This window comes from Rhodopseudomonas palustris, from assembly GCF_003226555.1.
In the GTDB taxonomy this organism is placed as follows: Bacteria; Pseudomonadota; Alphaproteobacteria; order Rhizobiales; family Xanthobacteraceae; genus Rhodopseudomonas; species Rhodopseudomonas palustris_I.
This window is the reverse complement of the sequence record NZ_QKQS01000013.1, coordinates 19,074-37,835: the sequence shown is the minus strand read 5'-3', so window position 1 is coordinate 37,835 and position 18,762 is coordinate 19,074. Positions and strand designations below refer to the sequence as shown.

The 18,762-nt window shown below is 65.0% G+C and carries 17 protein-coding genes; 11 read left to right on the top strand and 6 right to left on the bottom strand.

The features are described from left to right. Positions 1–152 precede the first annotated feature (152 nt). The 3 genes from DNX69_RS07895 to DNX69_RS07885 all read left to right on the top strand — a co-directional run bounded on the left by DNX69_RS07895 (position 153) and on the right by DNX69_RS07885 (position 2,742). Positions 153–737: a CoA-binding protein gene (locus DNX69_RS07895; protein WP_110785472.1), complete on the top strand. Its 585-nt coding sequence runs from the start codon at positions 153–155 to the stop codon at positions 735–737. 94 nt (positions 738–831) lie between these two features. Then, positions 832–2,112 (top strand): O-acetylhomoserine aminocarboxypropyltransferase, encoded by a 1,281-nt coding sequence (locus DNX69_RS07890; protein WP_110785471.1) that lies wholly within the window; start codon positions 832–834, stop codon positions 2,110–2,112. A gap of 36 nt (positions 2,113–2,148) precedes the next feature. Then, positions 2,149–2,742, top strand: coding sequence for a TMEM175 family protein (locus DNX69_RS07885; RefSeq protein WP_110785470.1), 594 nt, complete (start codon positions 2,149–2,151; stop codon positions 2,740–2,742). 29 nt (positions 2,743–2,771) lie between these two features. On the opposite strand, the gene DNX69_RS07880 is transcribed toward DNX69_RS07885, so the two are convergent. Beyond that, positions 2,772–3,860, bottom strand: coding sequence for a COX15/CtaA family protein (locus DNX69_RS07880; protein WP_110785469.1), 1,089 nt, complete (start codon positions 3,858–3,860; stop codon positions 2,772–2,774). 96 nt (positions 3,861–3,956) lie between these two features. On the opposite strand from DNX69_RS07880, the gene DNX69_RS07875 reads away from it, so the two are divergent. After that, complete coding sequence (locus DNX69_RS07875) at positions 3,957–4,169, top strand: DUF2842 domain-containing protein (protein ID WP_110785468.1); 213 nt, start codon at positions 3,957–3,959, stop codon at positions 4,167–4,169. A gap of 87 nt (positions 4,170–4,256) precedes the next feature. Here DNX69_RS07875 and DNX69_RS07870 read toward each other — a convergent pair whose 3' ends face one another. Then, positions 4,257–5,207 (bottom strand): hypothetical protein, encoded by a 951-nt coding sequence (locus DNX69_RS07870; protein ID WP_165825212.1) that lies wholly within the window; start codon positions 5,205–5,207, stop codon positions 4,257–4,259. 319 nt (positions 5,208–5,526) lie between these two features. Here DNX69_RS07870 and DNX69_RS07865 point away from each other — a divergent pair, with 319 nt between their 5' ends. The 3 genes from DNX69_RS07865 (at position 5,527) to DNX69_RS07855 (ending at position 8,535) form a co-directional block, all read left to right on the top strand. Further along, positions 5,527–6,009, top strand: coding sequence for a Dps family protein (locus tag DNX69_RS07865; RefSeq protein ID WP_110785466.1), 483 nt, complete (start codon positions 5,527–5,529; stop codon positions 6,007–6,009). A 289-nt stretch (positions 6,010–6,298) separates the two neighbouring features. After that, a complete protein-coding gene (locus DNX69_RS07860; RefSeq protein WP_110785465.1) occupies positions 6,299–7,300 on the top strand; it encodes a cytochrome-c peroxidase in 1,002 nt (333 codons plus the stop codon). An 89-nt stretch (positions 7,301–7,389) separates the two neighbouring features. After that, positions 7,390–8,535: a NapC/NirT family cytochrome c gene (locus tag DNX69_RS07855; protein WP_110785464.1), complete on the top strand. Its 1,146-nt coding sequence runs from the start codon at positions 7,390–7,392 to the stop codon at positions 8,533–8,535. Positions 8,536–8,550: 15 nt separating this feature from the next. On the opposite strand, the gene DNX69_RS07850 is transcribed toward DNX69_RS07855, so the two are convergent. After that, the gene (locus DNX69_RS07850; protein ID WP_110785463.1) at positions 8,551–9,591 is read right to left on the bottom strand and encodes a polysaccharide deacetylase family protein; all 1,041 of its coding nucleotides are present in this window, start codon (positions 9,589–9,591) and stop codon (positions 8,551–8,553) included. Between the two features lie 127 nt (positions 9,592–9,718). Here DNX69_RS07850 and DNX69_RS07845 point away from each other — a divergent pair, with 127 nt between their 5' ends. Beyond that, positions 9,719–10,912: a GNAT family N-acetyltransferase gene (locus DNX69_RS07845; RefSeq protein ID WP_110785462.1), complete on the top strand. Its 1,194-nt coding sequence runs from the start codon at positions 9,719–9,721 to the stop codon at positions 10,910–10,912. A gap of 77 nt (positions 10,913–10,989) precedes the next feature. On the opposite strand, the gene DNX69_RS07840 is transcribed toward DNX69_RS07845, so the two are convergent. Next, positions 10,990–13,377 carry a GumC family protein gene (locus tag DNX69_RS07840; protein WP_110785461.1) on the bottom strand — a complete coding sequence of 796 codons (2,388 nt, stop codon included), beginning with the start codon at positions 13,375–13,377 and terminating at the stop codon, positions 10,990–10,992. Positions 13,378–13,646: 269 nt separating this feature from the next. On the opposite strand from DNX69_RS07840, the gene DNX69_RS07835 reads away from it, so the two are divergent. Further along, positions 13,647–14,786, top strand: coding sequence for a glycosyltransferase family 4 protein (locus DNX69_RS07835; protein ID WP_110785460.1), 1,140 nt, complete (start codon positions 13,647–13,649; stop codon positions 14,784–14,786). Positions 14,787–14,899: 113 nt separating this feature from the next. After that, on the top strand, positions 14,900–16,459 hold the full coding sequence (locus tag DNX69_RS07830) for an undecaprenyl-phosphate glucose phosphotransferase (protein ID WP_110786016.1): 1,560 nt from the start codon (positions 14,900–14,902) through the stop codon (positions 16,457–16,459). A 162-nt stretch (positions 16,460–16,621) separates the two neighbouring features. On the opposite strand, the gene DNX69_RS07825 is transcribed toward DNX69_RS07830, so the two are convergent. After that, a complete protein-coding gene (locus DNX69_RS07825; protein ID WP_110785459.1) occupies positions 16,622–17,407 on the bottom strand; it encodes a DUF169 domain-containing protein in 786 nt (261 codons plus the stop codon). Positions 17,408–17,724: 317 nt separating this feature from the next. Here DNX69_RS07825 and DNX69_RS07820 point away from each other — a divergent pair, with 317 nt between their 5' ends. Further along, the gene (locus DNX69_RS07820) at positions 17,725–18,042 is read left to right on the top strand and encodes a hypothetical protein (RefSeq protein ID WP_110785458.1); all 318 of its coding nucleotides are present in this window, start codon (positions 17,725–17,727) and stop codon (positions 18,040–18,042) included. 111 nt (positions 18,043–18,153) lie between these two features. Here the strand turns inward: DNX69_RS07820 and DNX69_RS07815 are convergent, their stop codons facing one another. Beyond that, entirely contained in the window at positions 18,154–18,591 is a 438-nt protein-coding gene (locus DNX69_RS07815) for a hypothetical protein (RefSeq protein WP_110785457.1), read from the bottom strand. Between the last annotated feature and the right edge of the window lie 171 nt (positions 18,592–18,762).

The following is an 18,762-nucleotide window of genomic DNA, read 5'->3' as shown; positions in this document are numbered from 1 at the left end:
GAATGGAAGGACAAGTGAGCATCTGCAATGTTTCCTCATCCTGAGGAGCGGCCGAAGGCCGCGTCTCGAAGGATGAAAGCCCCCCACACTCATGGTTCGAGACGGCGCCTGCGGCGCCTCCTCACCATGAGGATCTCGGACATGTTGAGCCAATGAATCACGACAGCTACCCCGACAGCTACATCCGCGCGATCCTGAACGGTGTGAAGACGATTGCGATGGTCGGGGCTTCGCCGCTCAACGTGCGGCCGAGCTACTTCGTGTTCAAATATCTCACCGAGCGCGGCTACGACGTCATTCCGATCAATCCGGGACAGGTCGGCAAGAGCCTGCTCGGCAAGCCGTTCGTGGCGTCGCTGAAGGACATCGACCGGCCGATCGACATGGTCGACGTGTTCCGTGGCTCCGCCCATGTGATGCCGGTGGTCGACGAGGTGCTGGCGTTGTCGCCGCTGCCGAAAGTGATCTGGATGCAGATCGGGGTGCGCAACGACGAAGCCGCCGCGAGGGCCGAAGCTGCCGGCATCCAGGTGGTGATGGATCGCTGCCCGAAGATCGAATATGGCCGGCTGTCGTCGGAGATTTCCTGGATGGGGGTGAATTCGCGCACCCTCAGCGCCAAGCGCGCGCCGATCCCGGTCAAGGGCATGCGGCTGTCGCTCGATCGACAGAGCGTTGCCGGCGCTAATACCGCCGCGTCCGACCGCGCCGTCAAAAGCCGCAACGAGCCGGGTTGAACGACGCGCCGCGCCATGCCGGACGCTGCTTGACCTGGTTCGGGGTTCCGATCAGATAGCCAAAACCATCAGCCAGAGTATGGAGGGATCGACCATGACCGAACGCAACCCGGGATTCGCGACGCTCGCGGTCCATGCCGGCGCCCAGCCCGATCCCACCACCGGTGCGCGCGCGACGCCGATCTATCAGACCACCTCTTACGTCTTCAACGACGCCGATCATGCGGCCTCGCTGTTCGGCCTGCAGGCGTTCGGCAATATCTACACGCGCATCACCAATCCGACGACGGCGGTGCTGGAAGAACGCGTCGCCGCGCTCGAAGGCGGCACCGCCGCGCTCGCCACCGCCTCGGGCCACGCCGCGCAGCTCGTCGCGCTGCAGCAACTGATGCAGCCGGGCGACGAATTCATTGCCGCACGCAAACTGTACGGCGGCTCGATCAATCAGTTCACGCACGCCTTCAAGAGCTTCGGCTGGAACGTGGTGTGGGCCGACACCGACGACGTCGCCAGCTTCCAGCGCGCGGTGTCGCCGAAGACCAAAGCGATCTTCATCGAGTCGATCGCCAACCCGGGCGGCAGCATCACCGACATCGAGGCGGTTGCGGAAGTCGCGCGCAATGCGGGCGTCCCGCTGATCGTCGACAATACGCTGGCGACACCTTACCTGATCCGCCCGATCGATCACGGCGCCGACATCGTGGTGCATTCGCTGACCAAGTTCCTCGGCGGCCATGGCAACTCGCTCGGCGGCATCATCGTCGATGCCGGCACCTTCGACTGGTCGAAGGACGGCAAGTATCCGATGCTCAGCGAGCCGCGGCCCGAATATCACGGCCTGAAAATCCAGGAGACGTTCGGCAATTTCTCGTTCGCGATCGCCTGTCGCGTGCTCGGCCTGCGCGATCTCGGCCCGGCGCTGTCGCCGTTCAACGCCTTCATGCTGCTGACCGGCATCGAGACGCTGCCGCTGCGGATGCAGAAGCACTGCGAGAACGCCAAGGCGATCGCCGAATTCCTCGCCGGCCACAAGGCGGTGGACGAGGTCAACTACTCCGGCCTCGCCTCCAGCAAATACGCCGCCCTCGCCCGCAAATATGCGCCCAAGGGCGCCGGCGCGGTGTTCACCTTCAGCCTCAAGGGCGGCTATCAGGCCGGCGTCGATCTCGTCGCCAATCTGAAGCTGTTCTCGCATCTGGCCAATGTCGGCGACACCCGCTCGCTGATCATCCACCCGGCCTCGACCACCCACAGCCAACTCGACGACGCCCAGAAGACCGCGGCCGGCGCCGCGCCCAACATGGTGCGGGTGTCGATCGGCATCGAGGACAAGGACGACCTGATCGCCGACCTCGACCAGGCGCTCGGCGGCTGACCGCAAGTCGCCGCGAGCGGCATCGAGGAGGCGGCCATGAGCAGCGGCCATATCGAACAGCGGCGGCTGGAACAGCTCAGCAATACGATCTTCGGCGTCGCCATGACCCTGCTCGCCTATCAGGCGCCGCGCGAGAAATTCGTCGGCGGCGACCCGCAATGGCGGGAGCTGTGGCACGTCTATGGCGCCTTCATTTCGACGCTGCTGCTGAGCTTCATCGTCGCCGGGATGTTCTGGCTCAGTCATCAGCAGCGACTGGCCTATGCCAGCCACGCCACCCGTTCCGAGGTGATGATCAACCTGTTCTTCCTGCTGTCGATCATCCTGCTGCCGGTGACGTGCGGCCTGTACGGTAACAACTACGATTCGCCGAACGTCACGATTCTCTACAGCTTCAATCTGTTTCTGATCGCGGTGTTCAATACCGCGCTGTGGACGATCGCGGCGACACGGCGCGGCGACTGGCCGAGGCTGGTCACACCGATGTTTTCGCTGCTGTTGTTCGTGGTGGCTCTCATCGTCAGCCTTCTCGATCCGCGTTTGCCGAAATTCATCTGGCCGATCGCGTTTCTATCCCCGGTCCTGGCGGCGTATCTCGAGCGCAAGCGGCCTGTCGCCAACGCGAGCTGATCGAAGCGGGAGCCGGCAGAATCGGCGTGCTAGCCGTGCTGCCCGACCGGCACCGAGACTGCAGGCCTGACGTCTTTGGGCCGCGGCGCCGTCAGCCGTTCAGCCTGCAGCACCGCCAGCGTCAGCACCACCAGCGCCATCGCCTGGTGCGCCAGGGCGAGGTCGATCGGCGCGGCGTACAGCACGGTGAGGATGCCGAGCGCGGCCTGCGCGGTCAGCGCCAGGAACAGCAGCACCGCGCCGCGCGCGGTGGCCCCTGCCCGCGTCCTGAGCGCATCGATCATGTGCAGCGCCGCCAGCGTCCACAGCGCATAGGCCAGCATCCGGTGATCGAACTGCACGGTGAGATGATTGTCGAACAGGTTCTTCCACCACGGGCTTTCGAACCACAGCCGCGCCGCGTCCGGAATCAGCGCGCCGTCGATCGTCGGCCAGGTGTTGTAGACCCGCCCTGCGCGCAGGCCGGCCACCAGCGCACCGGCATAGAGCTGCACGAAGGTCAGCCCGAGCAGCACCAGCGCGGTCGCTTTCAGCCGCGCCGGCGCCGCCTCGCGCACCCGCTCCGACAGTCGGCGCAGCGTCCAGACGATCGCGGCGTAGATGATCAGCGCCAACGACAGATGGGTGGCAAGCCGCACCTGCGACACCTCGGTCCGCTGCGACAGGCCGGACGCCACCATCCACCAACCGACCGCGCCCTGCAGCGCGCCGAGCGCGAAGATGACCCACAGCGCTCGCTTCCACTCCGGCCCGATCGCGCCGCGCCACAGGAACCAGAGAAACGGCAGCAGATAGGCGACGCCGATCACCCGGCCGAGCAGCCGGTGGCTCCATTCCCACCAGAAGATGGTCTTGAACTGATCCAGCGTCATCCCGGCGTTCAGTTCGCGATATTGCGGGATCTGCTTGTAACCGTCGAACGCGGCCTGCCACTGTGCCTGACCGATCGGCGGCAGCGTGCCGGTGACCGGCTTCCATTCGACGATCGACAGCCCGGATTCGGTCAACCGCGTCGCACCGCCGACCAGCACCATCACCGCGATCAGTGCCGCCACCAGGGTCAGCCAGATCCGAACGGCGCGAACTCGGGAGGATGGCGGCGCCGCGGCGATGGTCATAAAGCATCCCTTGAACGGATTTTTCCGCACTCTATAGTCCCGCCGTTCTTACGCGCAAGGCGTTGCGAGAACGCATCAACGGCGTGTGAGCGAGGCATGAATATTCGAACCCGCAAATTGATTGGAACCGTCGGCTTGTTGCTGCTGGCGATCGTGTGGTCGCTGACCGCGATGGCGTTCGCGCAGGCGCCGGTGATCGCTGAATCGAAGTGGCTGCAGGCGGTGTACTACGTGGTCGCCGGCCTCGGCTGGGTGCTGCCGGCGATGCCGCTGGTCACCTGGATGTCGCGTCCCGACCCTGCCGAATAGGCGGAAGTCCCACGAACATCGAGAATGACAACGCCGCCACCGAAATCCCGGTGGCGGCGTTCGTTCGTGTGCTGGCGAGCGCGCGGCTCAGAACAGATAGTTGAGCCGCAGCATCGCCTGATGACGCTCGAAATCATCGAGGTTGAGGTGGCGCGGATCGTTGCAGGCCTTGCCGGCGACCTGCGTGCTCCAAGTCCCTGACAGGCCGATCTTCTCGGTGAGATGCGTCGAGAACGTCGGCCCGACATACACCGCATCGCCGGAGAACCGGTCGAGCCCAAGTCCCTCGTAAGCCCGCACGTAGCGCGCCTCGACGCCGACGATCAGCATCGAATTGACCTTGTAGGACAGCGCGCCCTGCACGGCGAATTCGGAATCGTGCGACCATGTGTTGGTGAGATCCCGCGAGGCGCCGCCGGAGTACCAGAGATTGAACGCGGCGAACAGCTTGCCGCGGATCAGCTCCTTGTCCATCAGCGCGGCGAATTCGGTGCCGTAGATCTGCGCATCGAAACCGGTGAGCTCGTCGATCCGATTCCAGGACGGTGCCGCATGCAGCGTCAGGCCGAACGGCATCACGTCGCGGTCGAGTACTTTGTAGCGGAACTCCATCGATGCGCCGGCGATCGCGGTGCGACGATTGTCGATCATGCCGGGCACGCCGCTGACCTGGGTGGAGGCGAAGCTGATGCCGGGCGCGACGCGAAAATTGTCCGTCAACGTGAACTTGACCTGCGACAGGACGCCGATGCCGGTGTAGGAGCCGAACCGTCGCCCAAACCGGCCGACATTCTCGATCTCGAGTTCGATCTCGCCCTTCTTGCCGATGTCCGAGCCCATGCTGAAGCCGAAGATGTGCTCGGTGTCGACATCGTCGTGCGCCGCGGCCGGCGCCGCCAGCGCGCTTGCGACTGCGGTCTGCGACGGCCCCGCCGCGTACGACAGCCACCCCGGCAACTCCTCCGCCATCGCTGGCGCCCCAACGCCCGTGACGGTCAGTGCCCCGATCGCCGCGATCAGCGACGCCTTTAGTCTCATTCCCCGAACGCCGCAGCGACGCGACGCGGTCACACACCAAATCATTAGTAGCCCCCGATGAATTCCATCGGTCTACTAACTGCAATTGAGAACGCTTCGCGGTCAAAGCATTTTGTTTACAGGACCTGTAACCGCGAACCACCGGAAAATTGATTGATGACAATGATTAGTAGTTGCGTACCGCGCATAGTGCGAATGATCGCGAGGAATGCCATTTTAGGTCGCTTCGATGCCCTCGCGTGATCGGCGCGATAGCGCTGACCGGTACTCGCCTACGACCGCCGGCTATCGGCCGGCGCGCATTCAACAAGGACTGGACATGACCAAGCCTGCCAAGATCAACATCGGCATTCCCGAGGACAAGCGCGCGAAGATCGCCGACGGCCTGTCGCGGCTGCTTGCCGATTCCTACACGCTGTATCTGATGACGCACAATTTCCATTGGAACGTCACCGGGCCGATGTTCAACACACTGCATGCGATGTTCATGACGCAGTACACCGAGCAGTGGACCGCGCTCGACCAGATCGCGGAGCGGATTCGGTCGCTCGGCTTCCCAGCACCGGGTACCTACAAGGAATTCGTCAAGCTGGCGTCGATCGCCGAGGTCGAAGGCCAGCCCAAGGCAATGGAGATGGTCCGGCATCTGGTCACCGCGCAGGAAGCCACCGCCCGCACCGCGCGCGAACTGTTTCCGCTGGTCGAGGACGCCAACGACCAGCCGACCGCCGACCTGCTGACGCAGCGCCTCGACGTCCACGAGAAGACCGCCTGGATGCTGCGCAGCCTGCTGGAAGACTGATCCGAGCCTTGGTGAAAAGCGGCGGTCCGGAGTGCCCGGGCCGCCGCTTTTGCAAATGCGAATACATCTTTGACTTTCGGCTAAGGCAGCCCTTAGGGATGTCCGATCGACAAAAAACCGCAGCCATTCCAGGTAGTTGGACGAGGCGAAAGCGGTGTTGTGCGGCGCCACGTTTGACCCCGATCAAAGCAACGCATTGCGAATAAGAATTACTCTAGTGGCACTTCCGCATCGTCGCGGAGCGACCGCCGGTCCCCCCTTCGATGCCATCCTGCCCTTGGGGGTTCGCATGAAAACCGCAAAAGTGTTGCTCCTGGCGACGGCGCTCTCCGTTTCGTTGTCGCTTCCTGCCCGCGCCGCCACTGACGAGCCGATCTCGCCGATCAAACCGGCCGTGGTGAAGGATCAGAAGCTGGTCGAACTCGGCAAGAAGCTGTTCTTCGATCCGCGGCTGTCGAAATCCGGCTTCATCTCGTGCAACTCCTGCCACAACCTGTCGATGGGCGGGTCGGACAATCTCAAGACCTCGATCGGTCACAACTGGCAGAAGGGGCCGATCAATTCGCCGACCGTGCTCAACGCCAGCCTCAACGTCGCGCAGTTCTGGGACGGCCGGGCGCTGACCTTGAAGGATCAGGCCGGCGGACCGATCGCCAATCCGGGCGAAATGGCGTTCACCCACGAACTCGCGGTCGACCTTCTGAAATCGATCCCAGGCTACGTCACCGAGTTCAAATCGGCGTTCGGCCAGAACAGCACCGTCGATATCGACGAGGTGACGCGCGCGATCGCCGCGTTCGAAGAGACGCTGGTGACGCCGAATTCGCGGTTCGACAAATGGCTGAAGGGCGACAAGAAAGCGCTGACGCCGACCGAGCGCGCCGGCTACGAGCTGTTCAAGGATTCCGGCTGCACCGGCTGTCATAACGGTGCCGCCGTCGGCGGCAACACGTTCCAGAAAATGGGCGTGGTCGAGCCGTACAAGACCGACAACCCGGCCGAAGGCCGCTTTGCCGTCACCAAGGAGGAAGCCGACCGCTTCAACTTCAAGGTGCCGACGCTGCGCAACGTCGAGCTGACCTACCCCTACTTCCACGACGGCGCGGCGCAGAAGCTCTCTGACGCGGTCGAGACCATGGGGCGGATCCAGCTCGGCAAGAAATTCACGCCGGACGAGAACGCCAAGATCGTCGCCTTCCTCAAGACGCTGACCGGCGATCAGCCCGACTTCAAGCTACCGATCCTGCCTCCGTCGAGCGATACGACCGCACCGCCCAAGCCGTTCGACTAAGCGCGGTCCGAAAGACGCTACGGGGACGGCGGCACCGATACCGCCGTCCCCGCCTGTCGCAGATCGCCTGCCCAACACGGATCTCTCTCATGACGTCGATCTGGAGCCGACTGGCACGGCCCGGTCCGCTGGCGCTCGTCATCCTGCTGGCGGCCGCCGGCGGCGTCATCGCCTGGGGCGGTTTCAACACGGCGATGCATGCGACCAACAGCCTGGCGTTCTGCACGTCGTGTCACGCGATGCGCGACAATGTCTATCAGGAATACAAGACCACCGCGCACTACACCAACCGCTCCGGCGTGCGCGCGGTCTGCGCCGATTGTCACGTGCCGCGCGACTGGGGCGCGATGTTGATCCGCAAGGTGACGGCCACCAAGGAGCTTTATCACTGGGCGATCGGCAGCATCGACACGCGCGAGAAGTTCGAAGCCAAGCGCCACGAACTCGCGCGTCACGAATGGGACCGGATGCGCGCCAACGGCAGCCGTGAGTGCCGCAACTGTCACGCCTTCGACGCGATGGACTTCCACAAGCAGACGCCGAAGGCGGCGAGCGCGATGCAGGACGCGATGAAGGCCGGCAAGACCTGCATCGACTGCCACAAGGGCATCGCCCACAGGATGCCGGACGTGACCGCCGGACACCGCAGAGCATTCGCCGCATTGCAAGACGATGCCAGCAAGCTGGTCGTGACGCCGGGTACGACGCTGTACGCGATCGGCTCGGTGCCGCTCCGGCTCGGCGACTCCGAAGAGAGCGCCGGCGAACTCGCCGCCAGCACCGCGGTGACGGTGCGGGCCGCCGAAGCAGATCGTCTGACGCTGGAATTGACCGGCTGGCAGCGCGAGGGCTCGCCGGAATTGCTGTATCAGCGCTTCGGCAAGCGTATTCTAGCCGCGACGCTCACCGAGGCCGCGCGCACCAGGCTCGAGACGCTGGAAAGCGCCACCGACGAGGACACCGACGATCAGTGGACGCGGGTGCGGCTGGTGGTCGGTGCGGCGCCGGGGCGGTTCGTGACGTCGCGCAAGTCGCTGTGGACGCTGGCGGCACAGATCGAGGACGACAATTGCACGCTGTGCCACGCGCTGAAGCCGCCGCGCAGCGCCAAGGCCGACGCCTGGATCGGCCACGTCAATGCGATGAAACGCCTGACCGCGCTCGACAGCGAGGAAGTCGCTTTGCTCCGCGCTTACTTGCAGAACCACGCCAAGGACGTCGCGCCGGCGCCGTGAGCGACGCGCCGCCTGCTATCGGTTTCGCCCGATGCCCCGCGCGGCGCCCGGCATCAGCCCGGACGCGATGACCCGCAACCCGCGCAGTGAGCGGCAGCGGCCATCCCAGGCGATCCGCGGCAACACCAGGCAATCTCCTTCGCCGCGCCCGATCACACCGGGAATCGCCGTCACCGCGCTGGCGAACCGCGCCTCCTTCAGCATCGCGACGTGCCGCGGGCCGAAGCTGCAGCGGTCGCCGAACGGAAACGCGAAGTGCCGCGCCTCGCGGCCGAGCGCCGCCTGCAGCACTGCGCGGCCCATCGCGATCTCTTTCTGCGCCGCCGTGTCGGCGACATTGGCGAGTCCCGGGTAGTTTACCGTCGCGCTGCCGATGGTGACGTTGGGATCCCCAGCGAGCCGGCCGATGTCGTCCCAATCCATCACCGCTGCGCGCGTCACCGCGGCGAGATCGACCGAGTAACGCTTGCACAGATCCTGGATCGCCGCGGTGAGCGGGACCGGCGCCATCGTGCGCAGCCAGCTCGCGAGGAAGTGAAAGACCCTGACCTTGTCGTCCAGCCGTGCGGTGTCGAACCGCCGCTCGTTGTGATCAATCAGCAGCGCGACGCGATCAGTGCGGGCGATCACCTGCTCCAGTGCCAGCCACCAACCTTCGCCGACCCCATCGGGGAACGAGGTCGGCAGATATACTGTGAACGGCACGCCATGTCGCGCCAGGATCGGATACGCAAAAGTGACGACGTCGCGCGAGCCACCATCGAAACTCAAACAAACGAACCGGCCCGGCGCTCCGCCAGCGATGCGATCGCACGCTTCGTCGATCGATATCACCGGACAATTCCAGCGCTTCAACGCGCGTAGCAGCGCGTCGAGAAACTGCGGCGTAATCTCGTGAGCCCGCAACGGCTGAAACCGATCGCGTCGCATCGGCCGCACTCGCTCGAACCGCAGCATCACCCCACCGCCGCCGCCGCGTGCTTCCGACACTCGCGCGAGACCGCTGAAATATGCGGCCTGCAGCCTTGCCTTCGTCCACCAACCGTTGTTCGGCAAGGCTAATTCCTCGCGCCGCCGCGTGCGGTGCCGGTTTTGTGCTGCGTCATTACGCTTTGTTGAGATTTGTTTGTAAAGGTCCGCACGGCTCGAATCACGCCTTTGCTTGTTCTCATTGGATTGCCGGATGACGATGATGGCCGTGCTGACTGAAGCCCGGACCGCCGATCGCGCGGCTACGATGCAGAGCCGGATCGCCCGCGTCGAAGTCATTCGCGATCTTGCGGCCGCTGAACCGATGTGGCGCGCGCTCGAGCAGTCCGGTGGTCACTGCTCGCCGTATCAGCGGTTCGATCTCCTGAGTGCATGGCAGCGCCACGTCGGCAGCGCCGAGCGGATCGAGCCGTTCGTCGCGGTCGCCCGCGATGCCGACGACCGGCCGCTGCTGGTGCTGCCGCTCGGTGTCGAGCGCAAATTCGGCGTCCGCGTGGCGAGTTTTCTTGGCGGCAAACACACCACCTTCAACATGCCGTTATGGCGGCGTGATTTCGCCCTCACCGCGGACGCGCTCGATCTCGACGCGTTGCTCGGCGGGTTGCGCGATGCAGGCGGCGCCGACGTGCTCGCCCTGATGCAGCAGCCGCTGCGCTGGAACGATCTCGCCAACCCGCTGGCGCAGCTGCCGAGCCAGCCCTCGGTCAACGACTGCCCGGTGCTGCTGCTTCCGGCCGGCGCTGCGCCCAACGACCTCGTCAGCAATTCGATGCGTCGCCGGCTCAAGGGCAAAGAGCGCAAGCTGCAGGAACTGGCCGGCTATCGGTACGGCCAAGCGCAGACCCAGGCCGACGTCGACCGCCTGCTCGACGCATTCTTCCGGATCAAGCCGGTGCGGATGGCGGCACAGAACCTGCCGGACGTGTTCGCCGACCCCGGCGTTGCCGACTTCATCCGCCAGGCCTGCGCCACGGAACTCAAAGGCGGGGGCCGCGCGATCGAGATCCATGCGCTGGAATGCGACGACGAGATGATCGCGATGTATGCCGGCGTCGCCGACGGCAGCCGCTATTCGATGATGTTCAACACCTACACGCTGTCGGATGCGGCGCGCCACAGCCCCGGCCTGATCCTGATGCGCCACATCATCGATCACTATGCGGCGCGCGGCTATCGCTTCATCGACCTCGGCATCGGCTCCGACGACTACAAGAAGATGTTCTGCAAGGATCTCGAGCCGATCTTCGACAGCTACGTTGCGCTCAGCCCACGCGGCCGCCTGGCCGCCGCGGCGCTCGCTGCGGTCGGCCGCGGCAAGCACATGGTCAAACACAGTCCGGCGACGATGCAGCTGGTGCGGCGCCTGCGCGGCGCGCTGCCGCGCTGAGGACCCTCATTCCCGATCCCGAAACGACGACGCCCGGGACCAGCCCGGGCGTTTGTCTTGGTTCCGCTTTCTTGGTGTTACGCTGCTGCAGTGCGCGGGCCGGCGACGCGCGGATCGATCGGATCGGCGGCTCGGCGCAGCATCGTCACCTCGGAAAACCCGACCGCGACGAGCTGCTCGGCCATCTTGCTGCGGGCCTCGCTGGTCATCGTCGGCGCCGGCACTACGGCGGCCTGAGCCCCGGACGTCAGCAATTCCGCCGGAAGATCGGAAGCGGTGCCGGCGTCGAGCAGAACGTGATCGTACACCCGCATCAACGCATCAATCGCCAGCGCCAGACGCGGCGAATGCAGCAGCATGCGGTCGAAGCCCGGCTTGCCGGCGCTGACCAATTGCAGCGTCGAGGCACTGTCCCGGGTGATGATCTGGCCGAAAGCAGCTTCGCCCAGCATCAGTTCGGCGAGCCCGGGCGCCGACCGATCGATCGAGGCGGCCTTCAGCATTTCCGAGGATTCCGACAGGTCGATCAGCACCACTTTGGCGTCCTGCGCTAGACGGCGGGCCAGCACCAAGGCCGTGGTGGTGACCGCGTCGGTGTCGCCGGTACCGAGCACGGTGAGCTTGCGCCCGCCCTCGCCGGCCCCACGCAGGCGCTGCGCGAGCGCTTCGATCTCGCCCGCGGTCGGTGCTGCCGGCGCGGGCGCAGCCTCCACAGCCGCTGCCGCAGTTGCGTCGGGACCAGCCGCCGCAACGTCAGGAACAGCCGCGGCGGGTGCGGCCGGCATCGGCGGCGCGGGCGCAACGACGGGCGGCGCGACCGGGGCGGTCGCGGCCACCGGCACCAGTTCCGGCTCGACCATCGCCGACTCCGCGACCTCGCGACCGCGCGGCTGGGTCATCCGCAGCAATTCGCCGGTGGCGATACCGCCCGACGTCAGCAGCAACGTCGCCAGCGTCGCGATCAGCACAATCGGCAGCTTCTTCGGATAGGCCGGCATGTTGGAGACGATAGCGCGCGAGATGATCCGACCGTCCGCCGGGCTCTGGTCGATGGTTTCGCGGGTCGTCGCTTCGCGATATTTCGCCAGATAGGTCTCCAACAGATCGCGCTGCGCCTTGGCCTCGCGCTCCAGTGCGCGGAGCTGCACGTCCTGACCGTTGGTGGCCGTGGCCTGCTTCTTCAACTGATCCAGGCTCGCCGACAGGTTTTCCACCCGGCTGCTGGCGATCCGGGCATCGTTCTCGAACGAGCGCGACAGCTTCACCGCCTCGTCGCGGAGCTGCTGATCGAGATCGGAGAGTTGCGCCTTCAGTTCCTTGATTCGCGGATGGCCGCCGAGCAGCGTCGAGCTCTGTTCGGCGAGCTGGGCGCGTAGCGTGACGCGCTGTTCCGAGAGCCGGCGCATCAGTTCGGTGTTGAGCACTTCGGAGGCTTCGATCGGCCCGCCGCTCTTCAGCATTTCCTTGATCAGCCGCGACTTGGCCTCGGCGTCGGATTTCAGTGCACGGGCGTTGGCGAGCTGGGCATTGATATCGCCGAGCTGCTGGTTCGACAGCGTGGTGTTGTTGGTGCCGATGAACAGGCTCGACTTGGACCGGAACTCCTCGACCTTGTCCTCCGCTTCGGAGACCTTCTTGCGCAGCGAGTCGATTTCGCCGGACAGCCACTGCACCGCCGACTTGGCTTGCGCCCGACGCAAATTCTGCTGCAACACCAGATAGCCGTCGGCGATCGAATTGGCGACGCGCGCGGCGAGGTCGGGATCTTCGGACTGGAACTCGATCACCATCACCCGCGACTTGTCGACCGCATACGCCGTCAGCCGTTCGTAGTAAGCCGTGAGCACCCGCTCTTCCGGCGACATCGCGAACGGATCGCGGCCGATCCCGATCAGCGCCAACAGCGATTTGATAGGATTGATGCCTTTCAGTACCGGATCGAATTCCGGGCGTTCGGCGAGCTTGTTCTTTTTGATGATCTCGAGCGCAAGCTCGCGCGACAACAGAAGCTGCACCTGGCTGGTCACCGCTTCCGGATCGAGCGCGCTCCGCTGCTCTTCGCGATCGCCGCTAGGCCGCAGGAAGGTGTTCTCGCGGCCGTCGATCAGGATCCGTGCCTCAGACTTGTAGCGCGGGGTGATCAGGTTGACGATCGCCAGCGACACAACCAGCGCCAGCAGCGTCGGCCCGATGATCAGATGCTTCTTGCGCGCCAGCGCCTGACCGATCAACCTAACGTCGATGTCGCCGTCCGGCGGAAGCGGCACAGGTTTCTCGGGTGTGATCGTGCGGGTCGGCGACCGCTTGAAGATTGCCTGCCGGATCGCGGGCTTCGGCGCTGGTTCCGGAGGCGTCGATTCAGCGCGAGCGGCTGACGAGGCGGTGGCTGTCGCTATGGCCTCGCGTGGCGAGGCCGCAGCCTTCGCCGTTTCACCGATGTTACGGCGCCAGAACGCGATCCGCATTGACGACTCCTACATGACGCTACCAACCGTCAGTTCGGTTTCGACTACAAACCATTAAGGTTGCTACGCGGTTAATCTCGACGTGAGCGGGCAACTAATTCATGTTATCCGCAGACGATCGAACACGCTTTGTTAACCACGAAAGTCGTTAATCGGAATCATCTTTTCTGGATCGATCTCATGTCTCGCGTCGCCGTCCTGACCGCTTCCCGTCCAGCTGCGCACCGTCGCGGCGGACGGTGTGCGGTGACGTGCGCACTGGAGACCCGATGACCGTTTCGTCGCAGGAACGGCCGCTGCGGATTGTGCATGCGGTTCGCGCCCCCGTCGGGGGCATCATCCGCCACATCCTCGATCTCGCTAACGGCCAGGCCGACCGCGGCCATGATGTCGCGCTGATCACCGACAGCCTCACCGGCGGCGATCGCGCAGTGGCCGCGCTCGATGAAATCGCACCGAAGATGAAGCTCGGCGTCTACCGGCTGCCGATCCGGCGCGAGCCGAGCGTCACCGACCTGTTCGTCTGGGGCCGTTTTGTTCGCCTGATCGCCGATCTGAAGCCCGACGTGCTGCACGGCCACGGCGCCAAGGCCGGCATTTTCATGCGGATCGTGCCGCGGCCGGCCGGCTCGATTCGGGTCTACACCCCGCACGGCGGCTCGCTGCACTACCCGACCTCGACTCTGAAGGGCCAGCTCTACAGCCGGCTCGAGCGGATGTCGATGAACCGCACCGAGCTGTTCCTGTTCGAGAGCGAATTCGCCCGTGCCACCTATGAGCGGATGATCGGCAAGCCCGAAGGCCTGGTGCGCTGCGTGTTCAACGGCGTCACGGCCGGCGAGTTCGATCCGATCACAGTTGCGCCCGACGCCACCGACGTCTGCTACGTCGGCGAATTCCGCCACATCAAGGGCGCCGACCTATTGGTCGATGCGATTGCATGGCTGCGCGCCGCAGGGCGGCCGGTCACGCTCACGCTCGGCGGCGATGGTGAAGAGACCGAGGCATTGAAGGCCCAAGTCGCGAGGCTCGATCTCGGTGCCTCGGTGCGCTTCATCGGCCATGTCAAAGCACGCCACGGCTTCGCTCAGGGCCGCCTGCTGGTGGTGCCGTCGCGCGGCGATTCGATGCCCTATGTGGTGATCGAGGCCGCCGCCGCCGGCGTGCCGATGGTCGCAGCCAACGTCGGCGGCATCCCGGAGATTTTCGGCCCCGAACATCGCGATGCGCTGTTCGCCCCCAGCGATCCCGCCGCGATGGCGGCAGCGATCGCCGCTGCGCTCGACGATCTCGCCTCCGCCCAAGAGCGCACCCGGCGGCTGCGGGAGCGAATCTTCCTGCATTTTTCCCAAAAGGCGATGGTCGAAGGTGTGCTCGCGGGCTACCGCGCGGCGCTGGCAAAGTTCTGAGTCTCTCCGATCGCGCTAACCGTTTCTTGCGATTTTTCCGTTAATTGCCGGAACGGGGGATGTTGCCGGACGACCGAAACGTCGCGCCGGTCAAGGACAATGGAATTGAGCACATGGAGCCGATCAGCGCCCGTTCGATGATCAGCGCTGCTGCGGCCGGCACCGCCGCAGTCTCCACCAGCGAGGGAGCGCCACGGGTCGAGCGCCGCAAGCGGTTGTCACCGGCAGCCCTCGCCGTCACCAATCTGAAGGTGCCGCCGGCCTATTCGCCGATCGTGATTGCCGGCTTCGTGCGGCTGGCAGACTTCCTGACGATCGCGGCTGTCGGAGTTGCGCTGTATTTCGCGCTCGTGGTGCGCCGCGACGGGTTCGCCTGGGAGTACATCGCCGCGATCCTCGGCACCACGCTGACCGCGATCATCACGTTCCAGGCCACCGATCTCTACGAAGTCCAGCTGTTCCGCGGCACGCTGAAGCAGATGACGCGGCTGATTTCGGCGTGGTCGTTCGTGTTTCTGCTGTTCATCGGCGCGTCGTTCTTCGCCAAGCTCGGTGGCGAGGTGTCGCGGCTTTGGCTTGGGTCGTTCTACTTTGTCGGCCTTGCCGCGCTGATGGTCGAGCGGCTTTCGGTACGCGCGCTGGTCCGGCGCTGGGGATGCGAGGGGCGGCTCGATCGTCGCACGGTGATCGTCGGCGCCGACGCCAACGGCACCAAATTGATCGAGGCGCTGAAGGCGGAACACGCCGATGCCTCCGACATCCACATCCTCGGCGTGTTCGACGACCGCAACGATAACCGTTCGCTCCCCACCTGCGCCGGCGTGCCGAAGCTCGGCAAGGTCGACGACATTCCCGAATTCGCCCGCCGCACCCGGGTCGATCTGGTGCTGTTCGCACTGCCGATCTCGGCCGAGACCCGCATCCTCGACATGCTCAAGAAGCTGTGGGTGTTGCCGGTCGACATCCGGCTGTCGGCGCACACCAACAAGCTCAGGTTCCGGCCGCGCGCTTATTCCTATGTCGGCAAGGTGCCGACGCTCGACGTGTTCGAAGCGCCGATCACCGACTGGGATCAGGTGATGAAGCAGGTGTTCGACCGCGTCGTCGGCGGCCTGATCCTGCTGCTCGCCGCCCCCGTGATGGCGCTGGTGGCATTGGCGATCAAGCTCGATAGTCCGGGCCCGGTGCTGTTCCGGCAGAAGCGGTTCGGCTTCAACAATGAGCGCATCGACGTGTTCAAGTTCCGGTCGATGTATCACCACCAGGCCGACCCGACGGCTTCCAAGGTCGTCACCCGCAACGACCCACGCGTCACCCGCGTGGGACGCTTCATCCGGCGCACCAGCCTGGACGAGCTGCCGCAGCTATTCAACGTGGTGTTCAAGGGCAATCTGTCGCTGGTCGGCCCGCGCCCGCATGCGGTACAGGGCAAGCTGCAGAGCCGCTTGTTCGACGAAGCCGTCGACGGCTACTTCGCCCGCCACCGCGTCAAGCCGGGCATCACCGGATGGGCCCAGATCAACGGCTGGCGCGGCGAGATCGACAATGAAGAGAAGATCCAGAAACGCGTCGAATTCGACCTGTACTACATCGAGAACTGGTCGGTGCTGTTCGACCTCTACATCCTGGCGAAGACGCCGTGGGCGCTGCTGAAGGGTGAGAACGCGTATTGAGGCGCTTGTCTTACGCACTCTCCCACAGCGTCATTCCGGGGCACGCGCAACGCGCGTGAACCCGGAATCTCGCCGCTCGGGGCACCAGCCGAACTTCAACAATCTCAAGATTCCGGGTTCGCGAGCTTTCGCTCGCGCCCCGGAATGACGGGGCAACGAGAATTATTTATTCGCATACGACACGCCCATCCCGGCGCGAACGTCGGCCTGGATGCCGTAGGGCGCGATCGGGTAGCGCAGGCCGTTCTTGGCGAGCTGCTTCATGCCGTCGATCGCCTTGGCGAGATGCGCGGGGCTCAGCGCCATCAGCATCTCTTCGTCCGGCACGCCGCCGTAGCGGCGTTCGGCGAAGCACGGCAGCGACAGGCTCGGCTCGCCGGTCTTCAGCGCCCTGCCCCACGAATCGGCGCATGCGGTCTCGCCGACCACGCTCCATTCGAACTTCTTGTAGCCGGCATACTGCAGTCCGTTGATCAGGATGATCATCTGTCCCGGCGTCGCATAGACGAGGCAGATATCCGGCGGATCGAGCCGGCCGCTCGTGAGCGGCGACACCGCCATCGCCTGATGCTGGCCGAACGGCACCACGTCGAGCGCGTGCTGACGGGCGCTGGCGTCTTCCTGCGTCGCATGCCAGACGCCGACATAGGATCGCCCGGCGAGCCATTGCTCGTCCTGCGGTGCGAGTCCGATCACGGCGCGACACTGTTCGCCGACCAGATCGGCCGCGGTGATGCCGACCGTCCAGCCGAGCCGCGACGCCATCGACACGATCTGGTCGGTGGTGTGGATCGCGTTGGGCCGCCGGATCTTCGGCACCGCCTCCATATCTTCGACGGTTCTGAACAGCTTCATCCCGATTACCGTGGTCTTCAGCCGCAACAGCGCGTTGAGATCGGCAACCAGGCCGGCGAGATCGATGCGCTCAGGCGCGATCGCGGCATCCATGGCGGGCTCCCTTCTGGTAGGTTCTTGATGTTGGTCTTGCCGGTGGTCTCAGCCGAGTCGCCAGCCGACTTCGGCCGCGAAGCTCTGATAGAACTCGACCTCGTAAGCCTGCTCCGGCGTGGCGCGCCCCGGTTCGAGCCGAAGCTGCGCTTGCGAGCTTAGCTGCAGGTCTGGGTTTTCGCGAGTCCATCGCGGCGCGCCGTGACCCGCCTGCATTCGTCGTCAGGCGCGTCCCGGACAGCGGCGCGCTTTTGCGATTCGGCGAATTGCCCTAGTCTTGAGGGGCAGATTCAATCGATCCTTCAGGAGTCCCGAGCATGCTGGCAGCCACCCTTCAGACCGCAGCGTTTCTGTTTCTGCTGCTGGTCGCGCTTCTGGTGTTTTCGGTGTTCGTCGCCTTTACGGCGCCGCCGCTGACCAAATCGCCGAAGCCCGGCTTCACCACCGTGCTGATGTATTTCGCCGCCGAACTCGCCGCATTGATCGTGGCGATCTGGATCGTGGCGCAAGTGTCGTCGTTCGAACTGCTGCCGGTGCTGATTGCGCTCGCTATCGCGGCGGTGGTGTTCGCCCCGCAGCTCGTCGCCAAGATCCCGCTGCCGCAATCGGTCGCCGGAATGCTCGGACGCAAGTAATCCCGCTGCGGAGCCTGCCCGCGCGCGCGGCGGACCAGGCCAAGCAGAGCTCGCCACGATGCTGGAAAACCGCCCTCCGGGGCGGTTTTCGTTTGTGTGTGGGTCGTTAGTTTAGTGAGTGTGCGAGCGGCGCAGCCGCGCGATCGCGCCGGCGGTGATCTGCATCGTCACGCCGGCGAGCCAGCCGATCAAGATCAGCCAGCTCGACACCGAATGCAGATTGAGCCGCAGTACCACGGCCGTCACCGACACAAACGCCGCGAGCGTTGCGAGAAATGTACCGAACGCGCTGAGAAACTCGGCGGCGTCGACCTTGCCGCGGGCGCGGCTTTCCTCCTCCGCGTCGTGGAAAGGCAGCGGCGGGATGTCGATGCCAAGATAGAACCCGATCGCGCCAAGCCCGATCATGCCCAGCAGAAAGCCGACGGTGGTCAGCGCCGCGAAACTGGTGCCGACATGGGCGCCGACGAAGGTGCCGCACGCCGCGCCGGCCAGCGCCAGTCCGGTACGCTCGAGGAGATGGGCGGCCTTCCGCACACGCAGTCGCATCGTCGAATCCTCGGTTGCCGCGATGCAGCGAGGCTATGACATTTCGATGATGGGCGGAAGGATGCGACCGGCGGTGACCGAGCGCGCGCCACGCCGGTAATCAGTTTGAGAGTTCGATGCATCCGACGATGTCTCGCCGAATCGACAAAATCGCGAACCGACACTGACGCC

Excerpts from the sequence above, each read along its gene's own strand:
- DNX69_RS07865 (WP_110785466.1), top strand. The coding sequence starts at position 5,527 with ATGACCAAGCCTGCCAAGATCAACATCGGCATTCCCGAGGACAAGCGC.
- DNX69_RS07840 (WP_110785461.1), bottom strand. The coding sequence starts at position 13,377 with ATGCGGATCGCGTTCTGGCGCCGTAACATCGGTGAAACGGCGAAGGCT.
- DNX69_RS07855 (WP_110785464.1), top strand. The coding sequence starts at position 7,390 with ATGACGTCGATCTGGAGCCGACTGGCACGGCCCGGTCCGCTGGCGCTC.
- DNX69_RS07845 (WP_110785462.1), top strand. The coding sequence starts at position 9,719 with ATGACGATGATGGCCGTGCTGACTGAAGCCCGGACCGCCGATCGCGCG.
- DNX69_RS07875 (WP_110785468.1), top strand. The coding sequence starts at position 3,957 with ATGAATATTCGAACCCGCAAATTGATTGGAACCGTCGGCTTGTTGCTG.
- DNX69_RS07885 (WP_110785470.1), top strand. The coding sequence starts at position 2,149 with ATGAGCAGCGGCCATATCGAACAGCGGCGGCTGGAACAGCTCAGCAAT.
- DNX69_RS07890 (WP_110785471.1), top strand. The coding sequence starts at position 832 with ATGACCGAACGCAACCCGGGATTCGCGACGCTCGCGGTCCATGCCGGC.
- DNX69_RS07895 (WP_110785472.1), top strand. The coding sequence starts at position 153 with ATGAATCACGACAGCTACCCCGACAGCTACATCCGCGCGATCCTGAAC.
- DNX69_RS07825 (WP_110785459.1), bottom strand. The coding sequence starts at position 17,407 with ATGGATGCCGCGATCGCGCCTGAGCGCATCGATCTCGCCGGCCTGGTT.
- DNX69_RS07820 (WP_110785458.1), top strand. The coding sequence starts at position 17,725 with ATGCTGGCAGCCACCCTTCAGACCGCAGCGTTTCTGTTTCTGCTGCTG.
- DNX69_RS07835 (WP_110785460.1), top strand. The coding sequence starts at position 13,647 with ATGACCGTTTCGTCGCAGGAACGGCCGCTGCGGATTGTGCATGCGGTT.
- DNX69_RS07815 (WP_110785457.1), bottom strand. The coding sequence starts at position 18,591 with ATGCGACTGCGTGTGCGGAAGGCCGCCCATCTCCTCGAGCGTACCGGA.
- DNX69_RS07830 (WP_110786016.1), top strand. The coding sequence starts at position 14,900 with ATGGAGCCGATCAGCGCCCGTTCGATGATCAGCGCTGCTGCGGCCGGC.
- DNX69_RS07870 (WP_165825212.1), bottom strand. The coding sequence starts at position 5,207 with ATGAGACTAAAGGCGTCGCTGATCGCGGCGATCGGGGCACTGACCGTC.
- DNX69_RS07880 (WP_110785469.1), bottom strand. The coding sequence starts at position 3,860 with ATGACCATCGCCGCGGCGCCGCCATCCTCCCGAGTTCGCGCCGTTCGG.
- DNX69_RS07860 (WP_110785465.1), top strand. The coding sequence starts at position 6,299 with ATGAAAACCGCAAAAGTGTTGCTCCTGGCGACGGCGCTCTCCGTTTCG.